The organism is Streptomyces sp. NPDC028419, from assembly GCF_055565515.1.
The window spans coordinates 92,842-110,617 of the sequence record NZ_JBVHUE010000023.1 but is presented as its reverse complement, the minus strand read 5'-3'; the positions used below and the strand labels follow the sequence as shown (position 1 = coordinate 110,617).

Below are 17,776 nucleotides of genomic sequence, written 5' to 3'. Positions count from 1 at the left end.
GAGCAGGGGGCCTTGACGAACGGCACGCGGCGCGCAATTCTCAGTCCCGTTGCCACATGAAGCAGGCCGATCCGGATCCCGAGGCATGGATCGGTTACAAAGAGGGCAGTACTGATACGCGCTCTGTGTGCGAGCGCCGCAGCGTTCAACAACAAGGGGAAGGCCTGTTGCCGGACTCCAGAAATCTGGTCTGGACATCAGTGAGCCAAGTGGCTACACTGACCCTTTGCGCTGCCTGTTAGCTGCCCCCTGCCCGTCGCCAGGGGCATACCTACGCTGAAGCACACCTGATCGAACACCCTGACCTGGTCCTTTGGGCCGGATAGGGGAAGTTCCTCTTCTGTGTCAGCTGGGACCGGTACGCGCGTAGTGAGTCCGAGCCCTCGGAAGGACCCCCTCTTGGCCGCCTCGCGCAACGCCTCGACCAATACGAACAACGGTGCCAGCACCGCCCCGCTGCGCATCTCCTTTGCAAAGATCAAGGAGCCTCTCGAGGTTCCGAACCTCCTGGCGCTGCAGACCGAGAGCTTTGACTGGCTGCTCGGTAACGCCGCCTGGAAGTCTCGCGTCGAGTCGGCTCTGGAGAGCGGACAGGACGTCCCCACCAAGTCCGGTCTGGAAGAGATCTTCGAGGAGATCTCGCCGATCGAGGACTTCTCCGGGTCGATGTCGCTGACCTTCCGCGACCACCGCTTCGAGCCCGCGAAGAACTCGGTCGACGAGTGCAAGGACCGCGACTTCACCTTCGCGGCGCCGCTGTTCGTCACGGCCGAGTTCACCAACAACGAGACCGGTGAGATCAAGTCCCAGACGGTCTTCATGGGCGATTTCCCGCTCATGACGAACAAGGGCACCTTCGTCATCAACGGCACCGAGCGTGTCGTGGTGTCGCAGCTGGTCCGTTCCCCCGGTGTCTACTTCGACTCCTCCATCGACAAGACGTCCGACAAGGACATCTTCTCCGCCAAGATCATCCCGTCCCGGGGTGCCTGGCTGGAGATGGAGGTCGACAAGCGCGACATGGTCGGTGTCCGCATCGACCGCAAGCGCAAGCAGTCCGTCACCGTTCTCCTGAAGGCTCTCGGTTGGACCACCGAGCAGATCCTGGAGGAGTTCGGCGAGTACGAGTCCATGCGCGCCACCCTGGAGAAGGACCACACCCAGGGTCAGGACGACGCGCTGCTCGACATCTACCGCAAGCTGCGTCCGGGCGAACCGCCGACCCGTGAGGCCGCGCAGACGCTGCTCGAGAACCTCTACTTCAACCCGAAGCGCTACGACCTCGCGAAGGTCGGTCGCTACAAGGTCAACAAGAAGCTCGGCGCGGACGAGCCCCTCGACGCCGGTGTGCTGACGACGGACGACGTCATCGCCACCATCCGTTACCTGGTCAAGCTGCACGCCGGCGAGACCGAGACGGTGGGCGAGTCGGGCCGGCCGATCGTCGTCGAGACCGACGACATCGACCACTTCGGCAACCGTCGTCTGCGCAACGTCGGCGAGCTCATCCAGAACCAGGTCCGCACGGGTCTGGCTCGTATGGAGCGCGTCGTGCGCGAGCGCATGACGACCCAGGACGTCGAGGCGATCACGCCGCAGACCCTGATCAACATCCGGCCGGTCGTCGCCTCCATCAAGGAGTTCTTCGGCACCAGCCAGCTGTCGCAGTTCATGGACCAGAACAACCCGCTGTCGGGTCTGACGCACAAGCGTCGTCTCTCGGCGCTGGGTCCCGGTGGTCTGTCCCGCGAGCGGGCCGGCTTCGAGGTCCGAGACGTTCACCCGTCGCACTACGGCCGCATGTGCCCGATCGAAACCCCTGAAGGCCCGAACATCGGTCTGATCGGTTCGCTCGCGTCCTACGGTCGCGTCAACGCGTTCGGTTTCGTCGAGACCCCGTACCGCAAGGTCATCGACGGTGTCGTCACCGACGACGTCGACTACCTGACGGCCGACGAGGAAGACCGCTTCGTCATCGCCCAGGCCAACGCCGGCCTGAACGACGAGATGCGCTTCACCGAGAACCGCGTGCTGGTCCGCCGTCGTGGTGGCGAGATCGACTACATCGCCGGCGACGACGTCGACTACATGGACGTCTCCCCGCGCCAGATGGTGTCCGTCGCGACCGCGATGATCCCCTTCCTGGAGCACGACGACGCCAACCGTGCCCTCATGGGCGCGAACATGATGCGCCAGGCCGTTCCGCTCATCAAGGCGGAGGCGCCGCTCGTCGGCACCGGCATGGAGTACCGCTGTGCGGTCGACGCCGGTGACTCGATCCGCGCGGAGAAGGACGGTGTCGTCCAGGAGGTCTCGGCCGACTACATCACCGTCGCCAACGACGACGGCACGTACACCACGTACCGCGTCGCGAAGTTCTCCCGCTCGAACCAGGGCACCTCGGTCAACCAGAAGGTCATCGTCAACGAGGGCGACCGGATCGTTGAATCCCAGGTCCTCGCCGATGGTCCGGCGACCGAAGAGGGCGAAATGGCCCTCGGCAAGAACCTGCTCGTGGCGTTCATGCCCTGGGAAGGTCACAACTACGAGGACGCGATCATCCTGTCGCAGCGCCTCGTACAGGACGACGTCCTCTCCTCGATCCACATCGAGGAGCACGAGGTCGACGCCCGTGACACCAAGCTGGGCCCCGAGGAGATCACCCGGGACATCCCGAACGTCTCCGAGGAGGTCCTCGCGGACCTCGACGAGCGCGGCATCATCCGCATCGGTGCGGACGTCGTCGCGGGCGACATCCTGGTCGGCAAGGTCACGCCCAAGGGTGAGACCGAGCTGACCCCGGAAGAGCGTCTGCTCCGCGCGATCTTCGGTGAGAAGGCCCGCGAGGTGCGCGACACCTCGCTCAAGGTTCCTCACGGTGAGATCGGCAAGGTCATCGGCGTCCGCGTCTTCGACCGCGAAGAGGGCGACGAGCTTCCCCCGGGCGTCAACCAGCTGGTCCGCGTCTACGTGGCCCAGAAGCGCAAGATCACCGACGGTGACAAGCTCGCCGGCCGCCACGGCAACAAGGGTGTCATCTCCAAGATCCTTCCGATCGAGGACATGCCCTTCCTTGAGGACGGCACGCCGGTCGACATCATCCTGAACCCCCTGGGTGTCCCGTCCCGAATGAACCCGGGACAGGTCCTGGAGATCCACCTCGGCTGGCTCGCCAGCCGCGGCTGGGACGTCTCCACCCTCGGCGAGGAGTGGGCCGAGCGGCTGAAGGCCATCGGCGCCGACCGCGTCGAGCCCGGCACCAACGTCGCCACCCCGGTGTTCGACGGCGCCCGCGAGGACGAGCTCACCGGCCTGTTCGAGCACACCATCCCGAACCGTGACGGTGACCGCCTGGTCCTGCCTTCCGGCAAGGCGCACCTGTTCGACGGCCGCTCCGGCGAGCCGTTCCCGGAGCCGGTCTCGATCGGCTACATGTACATCCTGAAGCTCCACCACCTGGTCGATGACAAGCTCCACGCTCGGTCGACCGGTCCGTACTCGATGATCACGCAGCAGCCGCTGGGTGGTAAGGCGCAGTTCGGTGGCCAGCGCTTCGGTGAGATGGAGGTGTGGGCGCTCGAGGCTTATGGCGCCGCTTACGCCCTCCAGGAGCTGCTGACCATCAAGTCCGATGACGTGACCGGCCGCGTGAAGGTCTACGAGGCCATCGTCAAGGGCGAGAACATCCCCGAGCCGGGCATTCCCGAGTCTTTCAAGGTGCTCATCAAGGAAATGCAGTCGCTCTGCCTCAACGTGGAGGTGCTGTCCTCGGACGGCATGTCCATCGAGATGCGCGACACCGACGAGGACGTCTTCCGCGCGGCGGAGGAGCTCGGTATCGACCTGTCCCGGCGCGAGCCGAGCAGCGTCGAAGAGGTCTGACGGGCCTGACGGGGGGCTCGCTCAAGAGCCCCCCGTCATCCCCGGGACCGTTCAGACCATGATTGAGACTCGACCCCGAAAGAGGGATTGACGCACAGTGCTCGACGTCAACTTCTTCGACGAGCTGCGGATCGGCCTTGCCACCGCGGACGACATCCGAACCTGGTCCCACGGCGAGGTCAAGAAGCCGGAGACCATCAACTACCGCACCCTCAAGCCCGAGAAGGACGGACTCTTCTGCGAGAAGATCTTCGGTCCGACCCGGGACTGGGAGTGCTACTGCGGCAAGTACAAGCGTGTCCGCTTCAAGGGCATCATCTGTGAGCGTTGTGGCGTCGAAGTCACGCGCGCCAAGGTGCGCCGCGAGCGGATGGGCCACATCGAGCTCGCCGCTCCCGTCACCCACATCTGGTACTTCAAGGGCGTTCCGTCGCGTCTTGGCTACCTGCTGGACCTCGCGCCGAAGGACCTCGAGAAGGTCATCTACTTCGCCGCGTACATGATCACGTTCGTGGACGACGAGCGCCGCACCCGCGACCTCCCGTCGCTGGAGGCCCACGTCTCCGTCGAGCGCCAGCAGATCGAGAACCGCCGCGACGCGGACCTCGAAGGCCGCGCCAAGAAGCTCGAGACCGACCTGGCCGAGCTCGAGGCCGAGGGCGCCAAGGCCGACGTGCGCCGCAAGGTGCGCGAAGGTGCCGAGCGCGAGATGAAGCAGCTGCGCGACCGTGCGCAGCGCGAGATCGACCGTCTGGACGAGGTCTGGTCGCGCTTCAAGAACCTCAAGGTCCAGGACCTCGAGGGCGACGAGCTGCTCTACCGCGAGCTGCGCGACCGCTTCGGCACGTACTTCGACGGGTCGATGGGTGCCGCGGCGCTGCAGAAGCGCCTGGAGTCCTTCGACCTCGAGGAAGAGGCCGAGCGCCTCCGCGAGATCATCCGTACCGGCAAGGGCCAGAAGAAGACCCGTGCGCTCAAGCGCCTCAAGGTCGTCTCCGCGTTCCTGCAGACCAGCAACAGCCCCAAGGGCATGGTGCTGGACTGCGTGCCGGTGATCCCGCCGGACCTGCGTCCGATGGTGCAGCTGGACGGTGGCCGCTTCGCGACCTCCGACCTGAACGACCTGTACCGCCGCGTGATCAACCGCAACAACCGCCTGAAGCGCCTTCTCGACCTCGGTGCCCCCGAGATCATCGTGAACAACGAGAAGCGCATGCTCCAGGAGGCCGTCGACGCCCTCTTCGACAACGGTCGTCGTGGTCGTCCGGTGACCGGTCCCGGTAACCGCCCGCTGAAGTCCCTGAGCGACATGCTCAAGGGCAAGCAGGGTCGATTCCGTCAGAACCTCCTCGGCAAGCGCGTGGACTACTCCGCGCGTTCCGTGATCGTCGTCGGTCCGCAGCTGAAGCTGCACCAGTGTGGTCTGCCCAAGGCCATGGCGCTGGAGCTCTTCAAGCCGTTCGTGATGAAGCGCCTGGTCGACCTGAACCACGCGCAGAACATCAAGTCGGCGAAGCGCATGGTCGAGCGCGGCCGCACGGTCGTCTACGACGTGCTCGAAGAGGTCATCGCCGAGCACCCGGTCCTCCTGAACCGTGCGCCCACGCTGCACCGCCTCGGCATCCAGGCCTTCGAGCCCCAGCTGGTCGAAGGCAAGGCCATCCAGATCCACCCGCTCGTCTGCACCGCGTTCAACGCGGACTTCGACGGTGACCAGATGGCCGTGCACCTCCCGCTCTCCGCGGAGGCGCAGGCCGAGGCCCGCATCCTGATGCTGTCCTCGAACAACATCCTGAAGCCCGCCGACGGCCGTCCGGTCACGATGCCGACCCAGGACATGGTCCTCGGTCTGTTCTTCCTGACCACCGACGGTGAGCTCCGTGACACCAAGGGCGAGGGCCGCGCGTTCGGCTCCACGGCCGAGGCGACCATGGCGTTCGACGGCGGCGAGCTGGCTCTCCAGTCCTCCGTGGACATCCGCTTCCCGGTGGGCACCATCCCGCCGCGCGGCTGGGTGCCCCCGGTGGCCGAAGAGGGCGAGCAGGAGTTCCAGCCGGGCGACAGCTTCCGTCTGCGCACCTCGCTGGGCCGCGCGCTCTTCAACGAGCTGCTGCCCGAGGACTACCCGTTCGTCGACTACTCGGTGGGCAAGAAGCAGCTCTCCGAGATCGTCAACGACCTGGCGGAGCGCTACCCCAAGGTCATCGTGGCGGCGACGCTCGACAACCTGAAGGCGGCGGGCTTCCACTGGGCGACCCGTTCGGGCGTCACCGTGGCCATCTCCGACGTCGTCGTGCCCGAGGCCAAGAAGGCCATCGTCAAGGGCTACGAGGAGCAGGACGAGAAGGTCCAGAAGCAGTACGAGCGCGGCCTGATCACCAAGGACGAGCGCACGCAGGAGCTCATCGCGATCTGGACCAAGGCGACCAACGAGGTTGCCGAGGCGATGAACGCGAACTTCCCCAAGACGAACCCCATCTTCATGATGGTTGACTCGGGTGCCCGAGGAAACATGATGCAGATGCGACAGATCGCCGGTATGCGTGGTCTGGTGTCGAACGCGAAGAACGAGACCATCCCGCGTCCCATCAAGGCCTCGTTCCGTGAGGGCCTCACCGTTCTGGAGTACTTCATCTCCACGCACGGTGCCCGTAAGGGTCTGGCGGACACCGCCCTGCGTACCGCCGACTCGGGTTACCTCACCCGTCGTCTGGTGGACGTCTCGCAGGACGTCATCATCCGCGAGGAGGACTGCGGTACCGAGCGCGGCCTGAAGCTGAAGATCGCCGTTCGCGGCGAGGACGGCGTGCTGCGCAAGGCCGACGACGTCGAGACCTCGATCTACGCCCGCATGCTGGCCGAGGACGTCGTCATCGACGGCAAGGTCATCGCGCCGGCCAACGTCGACCTCGGTGACGTCCTCATCGACGCCCTGGTCGCCAACGGCGTCGAGGAGGTCAAGACCCGCTCGGTCCTGACCTGTGAGTCCGCGGTCGGCACCTGTGCCTTCTGCTACGGACGCTCGCTCGCCACCGGCAAGCTGGTCGACATCGGTGAGGCGGTCGGCATCATCGCCGCCCAGTCCATCGGTGAGCCCGGTACCCAGCTGACGATGCGTACCTTCCACACCGGTGGTGTGGCCGGTGACGACATCACGCAGGGTCTGCCGCGTGTCGTCGAGCTCTTCGAAGCCCGTACGCCGAAGGGTGTCGCCCCGATCTCCGAGGCCGCCGGTCGCGTGCGGATCGAGGAGACCGAGAAGACGAAGAAGATCGTCATCACGCCGGACGACGGTGCCGAGGAGACGGCGTTCCCGATCTCCAAGCGCGCCAAGGTCCTCGTGCACGAGGGTGACCACGTCGAGGTGGGCCAGAAGCTCACCGCGGGTGCCACCAACCCGCACGACGTGCTGCGCATCCTCGGTCAGCGCGCGGTCCAGGTCCACCTGGTCGGCGAAGTCCAGAAGGTCTACAACTCGCAGGGCGTGTCGATCCACGACAAGCACATCGAGATCATCATCCGGCAGATGCTGCGCCGCGTGACGATCATCGAGTCCGGCGACGCGGAGCTGCTTCCGGGCGAGCTCGTCGAGCGGTCGAAGTTCGAGACCGAGAACCGTCGTGTGGTCACCGAGGGCGGTCACCCCGCCTCCGGCCGTCCGCAGCTGATGGGTATCACCAAGGCCTCGCTGGCGACGGAATCCTGGCTGTCGGCCGCCTCCTTCCAGGAGACGACCCGAGTCCTGACGGATGCGGCGATCAACGCCAAGTCCGACAGCCTCATCGGCCTCAAGGAGAACGTCATCATCGGTAAGCTCATCCCGGCCGGTACGGGTCTGTCCCGCTACCGCAACATCCGGGTCGAGCCCACCGAGGAAGCCAAGGCCGCGATGTACTCGGCCGTCGGTTACGACGACATCGACTACTCGCCCTTCGGCACCGGCTCCGGCCAGGCCGTCCCGCTGGAGGACTACGACTACGGCCCGTACAACGGCTGAGTCGCTCTAGCGCAGTAGGCAAGCACCGCAGGGCGGTCACCCGAGAGGGTGACCGCCCTGCGGCGTTCCCGGGTCCAGGTAGGGCTGGAGGCGGTGCAGACGGGTCCGGTGGTCGGGGTGGCCGGACAGGAGGCGCTCGAACAGCCCGCTCTCGGCGGCTCCCGTTTCCTCGTCGGCCAGGGTCCGGTGCAGCACCGCGGCCAGCATCGGCGCGAAGCCGAGACCCGCGGCGTGCGCGTCGGCACGCAGCTCGGCCCGGCGGCCGACCGCGGCGGTTAGCCAGGGGAGCGCGAGCAGGACGAGGGGCAGTCCGTACGTCGCTGCCAGAGTGCGGTACGCGAGGTAGCCCGCGAGGGCGGTGATCAGGATGGCGGCTGTGGGGGACAGGGAACGGACGGCCCGAGTCCGTAAGCGGGCCAGTGCCCGCCAGGCGGCCCGCGCCGGGAGCCCGTACCACTGCCCGAGCAGCCCGGCCCAGGCGTGGCCGCCGGTGTGGTGACCCAGCTCGTGGGCGAGCACGGCGGCCAGCTGCGAACGGGGCAGCCGTTCCAACGCGTGCCGGGTGACGCCCACGATGTGTCCGGCGGCGGCGAGCGCGTTGAGGTCGTCGCTGTCCTCGATCCAGAGCTGGTAGCGACCGCCGTCGACCCCCGCGCGCGCGGTCACCTCGCGCCAGACCGGATCGAGGACGGCCCGTTCGTGGGGGAGCGGCCGGTGCAGGCGCAGCAGGTGGCGGGCGATGCGTTCCTCGGTGGGCCGGTGGAAGACGAGCGCGCCGGAGCCGGCCCAGAGCGCGACCGTCACCCAGGCGGGCGGGCCGACCCAGGCCTCCAGGGCGAGCGCCGCGCTCCCCACGAGCACGAGGCCGAGCAGGAAGCCGGGTAGGTGCAGTGCGATCCGGAGCCAGGCGGTGAGGTCGAGGCCGCGCTGCCTGGCCCGGTAGGTGACGCGGGTACCGGGGGCGTGGCGGTAGGCGAGGTCCTCTGCGGGGTCGGGGTCCCGGGCGGGGTCGGATATCGGGTCCATGGGAGGTCTCCGGTCAGCCGATGAGCAGGGCCGTGGGCAGCAGGAGCGCGCCCGCGCAGAAGGCGAGAAGCCCGGTGCGGATCCACTGGTGTTTGCGGACGGCGATCCGGCTGTTCGCCGCGAGGGCCGTCCGCAGGGCGGCGTCCGGGTTCGCCTGGGTGGTGGCGAGGGCTTCGGCGAGCCGGCCCTGGCGGTCCGCGGAGCGGACGTCCCCGAAGTAGGAGAGGGGGACCCCGGCCCGCCATTCGGCGCTGAGCGAGCGGGGCAGTACGGCCAGGAGCAGCGCGGGCAGGGCCACCGCGAGGGCCGTCGCGCCGGCCCACCACACGGTCTGTCCCGGCGCGGACAGCAGGCCGGGCCGCCAGTGGCGGCCGGCGAGCTGGGCGCTGAGCACCCCGGCGGTCATTCCGAAGGCGCCGACCAGCAGGGCGGCCTTGCTGTCGGCCCGGGCGATCTCGACCCGGAGGTCGGCGAGGAGGCGGGCGGCGGCCTCGTCCCCGGCGCCGCTCATCGGGGGGCGTCCGGGTCCGCCGGGTCGGAGGGGGCGGCCGGGGGCGGTTCGTGGGGGATGAACTGACCGAGGATGCCGTGGGCGGCGGTGATCGAAAGCTTCTTGATCGCCGCCAGTTCGAAGGGCTCCGCGCCGCCCTTGTCCAGCACCGCCTTCACCAGATCCAACTGTGCTTTGAGCTGGTTCCTGTGGTTCTCGGCGAGACCGTCCATGGCCGCCTTGGAATCCCCCGTGTGCTGGGCCAGGTGCATGGCCCAGGCGTCGATCCCGCCGCGCGCCAGGTACTCGCGGTAGAAGGCGATGCGCTTGGCCTCGTACTCCTGGATCTCCAGTTGCCCCTGCTGCGTGAGGACGCTGGCGGCCGTCGCGTGCTCGATCTCCTGGAGGTGGCGGGCGTGGGCGATGTTGTCCGCGTCCCTGCGGACCCGTACGGTCCACCGCACGCGCAGCCCCGCGTCCTCGCCGAGCGGTGCGTGCTGCACGGCGGACAGTACCTCCGCCTCGACGTTGGCGCTGTCGGCGATGGGGAACCGGCGTGCGACCGGGCGAGCCGCTCGTTCCAGTGCGCCGAGCAGCAGACGGGGGACGTCACGGTGGCCACTGCGCACGTAGAGGGCCGGGTCGGTGACCTGCCAGTCGAGCTCCACGGTGGCGTCGAACTCGTGGGCGTCGTCGCTGCTGGGCAACAGGATCCGGTCCCGCACCGGGTGGATGCCCAGGTCCACTTCGTAGACGGCGTTGTAGCGGCGGCGGGCGGCGCGCGGCCGGTGCGGGGGCAGAAAGGTGTCGTACGTGCCGCGCCTGGTCGAACAGACCAGGGCGTGGTCGATTCGGGTCGGGACCGTGCGGACGAGGTCGAACCGGCCGAGCTGGCGCACGGTGAGCACCGGGTCGATCAGCGGGCTGTGCCGGTGGGCGTGCTGGTCCCAGTCGGGGGCGCGGAGCAGCGGGTTCTCCATGACGGGGCTCCTCTCAGGCGGGGGTGAGGGCGCGCAGGCGTTTCGCGGCTGCGGGTGGCGGGCGGCCGTCGAGGCCCAGCACGGTGTCGAGCAGGTGATCGAGGCGGGCGGCCTCACGGGCGTCGGTCGCGAGGGCGGGCAGCAGGGATGCCAGGGCCCGTTCCGTTGCGGGGTCCCGGTCGGCGGCGCGTACCCAATCGCACAGGACGCCCTCCGCGTCCGTGGTGCGCTCACGGTCACCGAGGGCGGTACGCATCAGCAGGGCGATGCCGTGGGCGGCGGAGGTGCCCTTCGCGTACTGGGCGAGCACGGGAGGGCAGTGGCCGTCGTCCGGTGGTGAGCAGGCGGCGAGGAAGCCGTTCACGGCGAGTGCGCGGGTGGCCGGGTGGTCGTCGAGGGTGCGGAGCAGTTCGCCGAGGACCGTTTCGGCGGCGTCGGAGAGCAGCAGCAGGGCCACGGATTGGGGGAGCTCCCTGACGATGTGCTCATCGGGCTTCGCCAGCTTGTGTTGTGCACGGGCCTGAGCCCGCAAGGCGGCGAGCGTCTCGACGGGTCGATGCAGGCCGATCAGCCCTTGGGCACGGACGGCGACCCAGCAGCGCTTCGCCGCTTCGCCGTCGGCGGTCCAGACATCGATGATCTTCGGAATGTTGGGGGCGTCGAACCGGTAGGCGAACGTGAGGGCGCTGACCGCGGTGAGCTGTTGCCGCACCTCCTTCGCGGCAGCCCATCGTTCGATGATCAGCGCCATGCTGGACGGCAGGTCGCTGAGGGCGAGGACGGCCACGGTGGCGGCGGCCCGGGTGCGGACGAATGGGCGTCCGTCCTTGGAGAGCTGGTCCAGCCAGGTGATGAGTGCCGGTCGCGCGGCCGGGTGGGCGGTCCACACCTGCTTCAGCAGGATGGGAGCGGTCCTTTGGTCTTTGAAGTAGGCGTTCTCCTGCCGAACGAGCCCCCATTCCGTCTGCTCGTCAGCCGCTCCGAGGTCCGCACGTGCGATCTGGAGACGCTTGCCGATGTGTGTCCCGAACACCGGGATGCTCTCTCCGTGTTCGGAAGCGCCGGTCCTACGCAATCGCTCGAAGAGCCGGTCGCTGAGTTCGGCGGTCAAGGCGTAAGGGCCGTTGTCGAAGGCCGCGAGTGCGATGAGGAAGGCCTTCTCCCGCAGCGGGAGGGTTTCCTCGGCTTCCTCGAACCACTCCTGGACCTGGCGTTCCAGGGCGAACTGGGAGTAGCCCTCGATCCGCGCCTCGTCCTCCTGAACGAGGATGTCGGCATAGGGGACCACTTCGCGCAGCTGATTCTCCTGGGCGAGGAACCGGAGGACCGCGGGCAGGGCGAGCAGACGTTCTGCTGTGGGCTCGTCCACGCGCTGGTTCAGCAGCGCTGCGAGCACTGCTCGTGCCCGGGGCGGTGTCCAGTGGTCACGCCGGATGGTGTCCTCGACATACGGGCTGTGGCCCGTGGTGATCACCAGGTACGCGTTCTTCTTGCGTAACCGGTCTCGCACGGCGAGGAGCTGTGGCTCCCGGAGTGGCTGATCCCGCGTGATCTCGAGGTCGAACAGCACGTGGCCACCGTGCTCGCCCAAGGTGATGTCCTCGGGCTTCGTGCCGCGGTCCACGGACTGTACGGACGTGCACCCGACGGCATGCAGCAGCATCAGGGCGGCGGTGCGGCGGCCGGTGTGCGCGTGGCCCCTCAGGACCAGGACGTGTTCGGCGCGAAGCCGCCCCACCAGGGCGTCGAAGCAGGTCCCGTCGGTGACGAAGCCCCGGGCCAGCCGGTCCAAGGTCTCTCGCGGGATCTCGCCCGAGGTGGTGGAGGACCCGTAGCCGCCGAAGGCGTAGAGGTGTACGCCGCCAGTGATGTTGCGGGCGGCGACCCCGTGGTTCACACCGTCGAAGCTCATCGAGGGCGGGGCGTGGGCGTTCAGGTCACGGCGGGCGTCCCAGGCCTGCTGGGTTTGCTGCTCCGGCTGTTCCGGCGCGTCCGGCGCCGGCTCCGCGTCGGGGGACCTGGGCTCCGCGCTCACGGTCGGCCGCCCCGGTCACCGAAGCTGATGCCCCCCTGGACCTGGTTCGCGACCACGCCGTGGTTGGTGCCCCGGAATGTGAGGCCCGGCTGTTCGGGCGCGGGTGCGGGTGGCGACGTGGGCTCCCGTGTGGGTTCCGGTGCCGCGGGCGAAGCCGGCAGCGGCCCCCGGAGCCATGCCCCCAGCGGGCCGTTCTTGCTGGGGAACGTGACGTGCGTGAACTCCTCGGACCGGATCCCGAGGTGGTTGTGGCGCACGATGCCCGCGTGCACCGACTCCGAGACGCAGAGTGCGTAGTCGTCCGGGCTCTCCCGGAGCGCCGCACGCAGAGGGCCGGCGTCCAGCAGGCGGCAGGCCTCGTTGAGGTCCGAACCGACCCAGCCGTTGCCGTCCAGGGTGACGAAGCCTGTGGCGAGGACGGCCCGCAAGCGGATCCGAGCCGATTCGGCGGCCAGCCGGTTCACTGCGTGGAGCTCGGCGGGAACGTCGCTGAGCAGGGTACGGAGCAGGGTCGTGAGGGGGACCGAGGTGTCGATCAGCTCCATGACCGCATCGCCGCGGTCCTCGTGCAGCCGCAGGGTCTGATCGACTCCGGCGGCCTGCAAGGAGCGGTCGACGATGCCGTAGAGCATGCGGCGCAGGTACGCCTGTTGGACGTCGTCGCGGTCGCTGAAGCGCTCGGTGTCGATGAGGAGGATCGAGTACGGGAGCGGGTGTCCCGTGGGCGGGTTCGTGGTCATGGGAGGAGCGTGCGGCAGTCCGGGACCACGGCGTGAGGTCGTATGACGCTGCCGGAGTGTGACCGTGTGCACTGAAGACGGCAGTGCTCAGCCCGCTGGTGGCTGGGCCCGGGCGATCCGGCGCAGGACGTCCGGCCGTACGATCACCAGCGCGCGGCGGCCCGTGCTGACGACCCCGCGGTCGCGGAGGTCCTTCAGCGCGCGCTGGACCATCTCGCGCGACGCGCTGACGGCCCCCGCCAGTTCCTGCTTCGTCAGCGGGACCCCCACCTCGACGCCCTCGTCCGTGCGTCTGCCGTGGATCTGGGCCAGGTCCAGGAGGAGGATCGCCAGGCGCTCGCGCACGCTCAGAGAGGCGAACTCGAGGCTGCGCCGGTCCGACGCCCGGTTCCGATCGGAGACGAGGGCGGCCAGTTGCAAGGAGACCTCGGGGCTGCGGCCAAGGAAGAGGCGGAAGCTCTCGTGCTCGATCACCACGGCGCGGACGCCTTCGAGCGCGGTGACGGTCGCGGAGCGGGGCCGCCGGGTGAGGGCCGCGGATTCACCGATGATGTCGCCCGGACCGCGGAGGGCGAGGAGCGCCTGGTACCCGTTCGCGTGCGCGGCCGTGACCTTGGTCCAGCCGTGCAGCACCAGCAGCACGTGGGCCGTGGGCTCGTCCTGGTGGAGCAGGGCGGCACGGGGCGGATAGGTCACCTCGCGCCCCAGGGCCCGTAACGCAGCGCCGTCCGCGTCCCCCAGCCGAGCGAGGAAGGGGACACGATCGTCCAGCCCGCCGTCCCCGCTCGTGACGTGCGTGTCCGCACCCATCCGCTGCCGCCTCCCGCCCGGTGATCAGGGCGGTCAATGTACTGAACACAGGGTTCGGGCGGCCCCGGAACGACGGTATTAGCCGGCTGCGCCCCTGCGGCGGCGGCCTGCGACCGTGACCGAGATCAGGGCCAGGAGGGCCAGGGTGCCGGCTGCTAGGCCCGGGGTGAGGCCTCGGGGGGTGAAGGTGCACGCGACCTTGCCGGTGGACGGGGTCACCGGGAGGGCGACCAGGCCGTGGAAGGCGGTCGGGGTGGTGGTGGCGCCGTCCGCGGTGCACTGCCAGCCGGGGACGTCGGTCATCGCGAAGACCGCCGTGCCGGAGGCGCCGCGGGGGAGGGTGGCCTCGATGTCGTGGCCGCCGGCGGTGACCTTCGTGGCCCCGGTGGCCTTCAGGTGGGCGACGGCCGCGTCGAGGCGGCCGCGGTCCAGGCAGCCGACGGGGTGTGCGGGGGCGGCGCCCTGGGAGCGGGTCTCCACCGTCACCTCGACCGTGCCGGAGGCCGGGACCGGGCCGAGCTTCATGACCCCGGAGAGCTTGTCCTCGATCGGGCGGCGGGTGCCGTCGCTGACGACGGTGCCGTAGAGGGCGGGGGAGTACCAGTACAGCTCGGAGCCGGGGGTGCACCGGGCGGTGTACGTCTGTGCGGTGTCCGGGCCCGTGCGGGTGACCTTCGGGACGTCGTAGACGGAGGCGCCCAGGACGTCCTCCTGGTGCGCGTACACGCTGTCGGCCGGATGGGGCGAGGTGAAGGGGGCGCTGCGCACGGTCACCAGGGGCGGGGCCGGGAAGCGGCTGGCCGTCCAGCTGTTCGGGGCGTCGCCCGGGCGGACCCGGGCGCCGATCGAGAAGATCGCGTCGAGGACCGGGTTGTCGGCGCCGAAGAAGGTGCGGCCGTCGTTCTTGTAGCCGAAGCCGAGGGGTTCGAGGGCCCGGTACGTGGCCTCGGGGAGGTAGCTGCTGTAGTACTGCGGACCCTCGGCCCGCAGGGCGAGGGCGTCGTTGTACGCGGTCTGCGGCGCGCCGGAGTCCGTCCGGTAGGCGGGCCAGCCGTCCACGTCGCGGACGGCGTCGAAGTGCTGGGAGATCGACCGGTTCGAGGTCACTGCGGGCGCGGCCCAGCGTTCGCGGGCCCGGCGCTCGTCGGCGTTGACCGCGGCCAGGGTCGACTCCGCGAAGACGACGCCGACCATGAGGACGGCGGCGACGGGCACGAGGTAGCGGCGCTTGCCGCCCATGACCAGGAGCAGCAGCGCGAGCAGCGAGACGCCCCCGCCGCCGAGGACCGCGAGCCAGGTGGCGCCGCCGAAGTCGTTGGTGTGGCGCAGCACGAAGGTGGCGACGACCAGCAGGGCCGCGCTGAGCGCCAGGTGCAGCGGGCGCGGCCGGTGGGCGAGGGCCAGCCAGGCCAGCACCACCAGCATCCCGCTGAAGACGAAGGCCTCGCGGTACGGGTTGCCGTTCGGGACGGCCAGGCCGTGCCACACGTACTGGGTCGGCGGGAACTGGAACGAGGCCGCCACCAGCACGATCGCGGCGCCCCACACCAGGCGGGTGCGCTTGGCGACGGCGGTGTTGAGCAGGAAGGACCCGGCCAGGATCAGCCCGAGCGAGGCGATGTAGAGCCGGGGCCGGCCGCCCCACAGGTGGGTCGCGGGCAGCATCCCGCTGAGGAAGACCTCGATGCGCTGCGGGTGGAAGGAGGAGGCGTCGGTGGGCTGCGCCGCGCCGCTGGAGAGGAAGGACGGAAGGAGCAGGGGGAGGGTGAGCATGATGCCCACCGCCGCGGCGGTGGCCGCGCGCCACACGGCCCGCAGTCGCGCACCGGACTCCATGTCCCGGGTGATGAGACGGACGGCGAGCAGTACGCAGGCCGCCATCGTCGCCATCATCGCGGTGTAGAAGTTGCCGTACCAGGCCAGCGCGACGAGGAGGGCGACCGAGGGCCAGCGCCGCTGCTCCAGGCACCATTCGACCGCGATCCCGAGCAGGGGCAGCGCCACCAGGCCCCACAGCCACATGGGGATGTACGAGGCGTCGCTCAGCGCCCATCCGCACAGGCCGTAGCAGGCGCCCAGCACCCCGCGCTGCCACCACGGGCCGGGGACCAGCTTGCCGAGGTAGACGGCCATCAGGGCCGCCGCGAGCCCCATGGTGAGCGGGGTGACCAGGAAGACGGCGAGGTCGACGCGGGCCCGCGGGACCAGCACGGTCAGCCAGGACAGCGGGTTGCCGAGGTAGGTGTAGTAGTCGGACAGGAACTGTTGTCCGAAGCCGCCGCGCCAGGTGAAGAGCAGGTCGCCGGCGGCCTGCCCGTGGACCAGGTCCCAGAGCGCGCGGTGGAAGGGCACGTACTGGTTGGCCTGGTCGTTCAGGGCCCGCCCGGTGTTGCCGAAGGGGTAGCTCCCGCGCAGCGCCCAGGCCGAGCAGAACGCGGCCGAGGTGACGAGGAAGGCGAGCAGGGGCGCGTACAGCCGCCGCAGGACGAGCCGCAGGCGCCGGCGGGCGGGCCGTGCGGGCTCTGGGGGCGGATCGCCGACCGTCGACCGCTCCGATGCCACGGTGCCCAATGTCTTGCTCCTGATGCTCGCCGATGCCCGTCGGTGCGCCGTGCGTCCGCGGGGGCCCACCGGGGCCGGCGCCGGGTCGCGCGCTGTTCGATGATCGGTATGCTGGTTGGTTTCGGGTAGTTTAAGCGGCCGTGGCCCGGGCCCCCGGGGGTGGTCGACCCGGCGGGGGCATTTGTTTTGACCGGAGTGAATGCGGTAGGTACGCTCAGACCTTGTGCCTGGGGTGTGCCTGGGCTCCCGTGCGTGTCCATCAACCGCACGCGAGCCGCACTGGCCACCGTTATCCGTAGGGTCTCCGCGCTGAGCGGGGGCTGAGCGGGTACGACACACCCGACCGCGTGGGTCGGCAAATGTTCCAGGTTAGCTTCACTACACGGCACACAGAAACCGGAGAAGTAGTGCCTACGATCCAGCAGCTGGTCCGTAAGGGCCGGCAGGACAAGGTCGAGAAGACAAAGACCCCCGCGCTTGAGGCTTCGCCCCAGCGTCGCGGCGTCTGCACGCGTGTGTTCACGACCACCCCGAAGAAGCCGAACTCGGCGCTCCGTAAGGTCGCGCGTGTGCGTCTGACCTCCGGCATCGAGGTCACGGCCTACATTCCGGGTGAGGGACACAACCTGCAGGAGCACTCGATCGTGCTCGTGCGTGGTGGCCGTGTGAAGGACCTGCCGGGTGTTCGTTACAAGATCATCCGCGGTGCGCTTGACACCCAGGCTGTCAAGAACCGCAAGCAGGCCCGCAGCCGCTACGGCGCCAAGAAGGAGAAGTAGAAATGCCTCGTAAGGGCCCCGCCCCGAAGCGCCCGGTCATCATCGACCCGGTCTACGGTTCTCCCCTGGTGACGTCGCTCATCAACAAGATCCTCCTGAACGGCAAGCGCTCCACCGCCGAGCGCATCGTTTACGGCGCCATGGAAGGCCTCCGCGAGAAGACCGGCAACGACCCGGTCATCACGCTGAAGCGCGCGCTCGAGAACGTCAAGCCGTCCCTCGAGGTCAAGTCCCGCCGTGTCGGTGGCGCCACCTACCAGGTGCCGATCGAGGTCAAGCCGGGTCGTCAGTCGACCCTCGCGCTGCGCTGGCTCGTGGGTTACTCCCGCGCCCGCCGCGAGAAGACGATGACCGAGCGCCTCATGAACGAGCTGCTGGACGCCTCCAACGGTCTTGGCGCTGCCGTCAAGAAGCGCGAGGACACGCACAAGATGGCCGAGTCCAACAAGGCCTTCGCGCACTACCGCTGGTAGTC

Annotated in this window: 11 protein-coding genes; 4 read left to right on the top strand and 7 right to left on the bottom strand. The window is 69.0% G+C overall.

The genetic code is table 11. The features are described 5' to 3' along the window. The first annotated feature begins 399 nt into the window (after positions 1 to 399). Both rpoB and ACZ4UB_RS25700 read left to right on the top strand, forming a co-directional pair. On the top strand, positions 400 to 3,882 hold the full coding sequence (gene rpoB / locus ACZ4UB_RS25705; protein WP_468073511.1) for a DNA-directed RNA polymerase subunit beta: 3,483 nt from the start codon (positions 400 to 402) through the stop codon (positions 3,880 to 3,882). A gap of 97 nt (positions 3,883 to 3,979) precedes the next feature. Next, a complete protein-coding gene (locus tag ACZ4UB_RS25700) occupies positions 3,980 to 7,879 on the top strand; it encodes a DNA-directed RNA polymerase subunit beta' (RefSeq protein ID WP_354382745.1) in 3,900 nt (1,299 codons plus the stop codon). A 36-nt stretch (positions 7,880 to 7,915) separates the two neighbouring features. On the opposite strand, the gene ACZ4UB_RS25695 is transcribed toward ACZ4UB_RS25700, so the two are convergent. From ACZ4UB_RS25695 to ACZ4UB_RS25665, 7 genes are all read right to left on the bottom strand, one after another. Continuing rightward, a complete protein-coding gene (locus tag ACZ4UB_RS25695) occupies positions 7,916 to 8,905 on the bottom strand; it encodes a M48 family metalloprotease (RefSeq protein WP_468073509.1) in 990 nt (329 codons plus the stop codon). 13 nt (positions 8,906 to 8,918) lie between these two features. Further along, positions 8,919 to 9,416 (bottom strand): Pycsar system effector family protein, encoded by a 498-nt coding sequence (locus ACZ4UB_RS25690; protein WP_468073507.1) that lies wholly within the window; start codon positions 9,414 to 9,416, stop codon positions 8,919 to 8,921. Then, the gene (locus tag ACZ4UB_RS25685; protein WP_468073505.1) at positions 9,413 to 10,375 is read right to left on the bottom strand and encodes a hypothetical protein; all 963 of its coding nucleotides are present in this window, start codon (positions 10,373 to 10,375) and stop codon (positions 9,413 to 9,415) included. Before ACZ4UB_RS25685 ends, ACZ4UB_RS25690 begins: the two co-directional genes overlap by 4 nt. Positions 10,376 to 10,388: 13 nt before the next feature. Then, positions 10,389 to 12,410 carry a hypothetical protein gene (locus ACZ4UB_RS25680; RefSeq protein WP_468073503.1) on the bottom strand — a complete coding sequence of 674 codons (2,022 nt, stop codon included), beginning with the start codon at positions 12,408 to 12,410 and terminating at the stop codon, positions 10,389 to 10,391. Then, positions 12,407 to 13,150, bottom strand: a complete 744-nt coding sequence (locus ACZ4UB_RS25675; RefSeq protein ID WP_468073501.1) for a hypothetical protein — start codon at positions 13,148 to 13,150, stop codon at positions 12,407 to 12,409. The genes ACZ4UB_RS25680 and ACZ4UB_RS25675 overlap by 4 nt, the downstream gene beginning before the upstream one ends. A gap of 87 nt (positions 13,151 to 13,237) precedes the next feature. Next, entirely contained in the window at positions 13,238 to 13,960 is a 723-nt protein-coding gene (locus ACZ4UB_RS25670; RefSeq protein WP_468073499.1) for a Crp/Fnr family transcriptional regulator, read from the bottom strand. A gap of 78 nt (positions 13,961 to 14,038) precedes the next feature. After that, positions 14,039 to 16,522, bottom strand: a complete 2,484-nt coding sequence (locus ACZ4UB_RS25665; protein WP_468073497.1) for a YfhO family protein — start codon at positions 16,520 to 16,522, stop codon at positions 14,039 to 14,041. Between the two features lie 407 nt (positions 16,523 to 16,929). On the opposite strand from ACZ4UB_RS25665, the gene rpsL reads away from it, so the two are divergent. After that, a complete protein-coding gene (gene rpsL / locus ACZ4UB_RS25660) occupies positions 16,930 to 17,301 on the top strand; it encodes a 30S ribosomal protein S12 (protein WP_007265893.1) in 372 nt (123 codons plus the stop codon). A gap of 2 nt (positions 17,302 to 17,303) precedes the next feature. After that, positions 17,304 to 17,774 carry a 30S ribosomal protein S7 gene (gene rpsG, locus ACZ4UB_RS25655; RefSeq protein WP_330332013.1) on the top strand — a complete coding sequence of 157 codons (471 nt, stop codon included), beginning with the start codon at positions 17,304 to 17,306 and terminating at the stop codon, positions 17,772 to 17,774. The last annotated feature ends 2 nt before the right edge of the window (positions 17,775 to 17,776 follow it).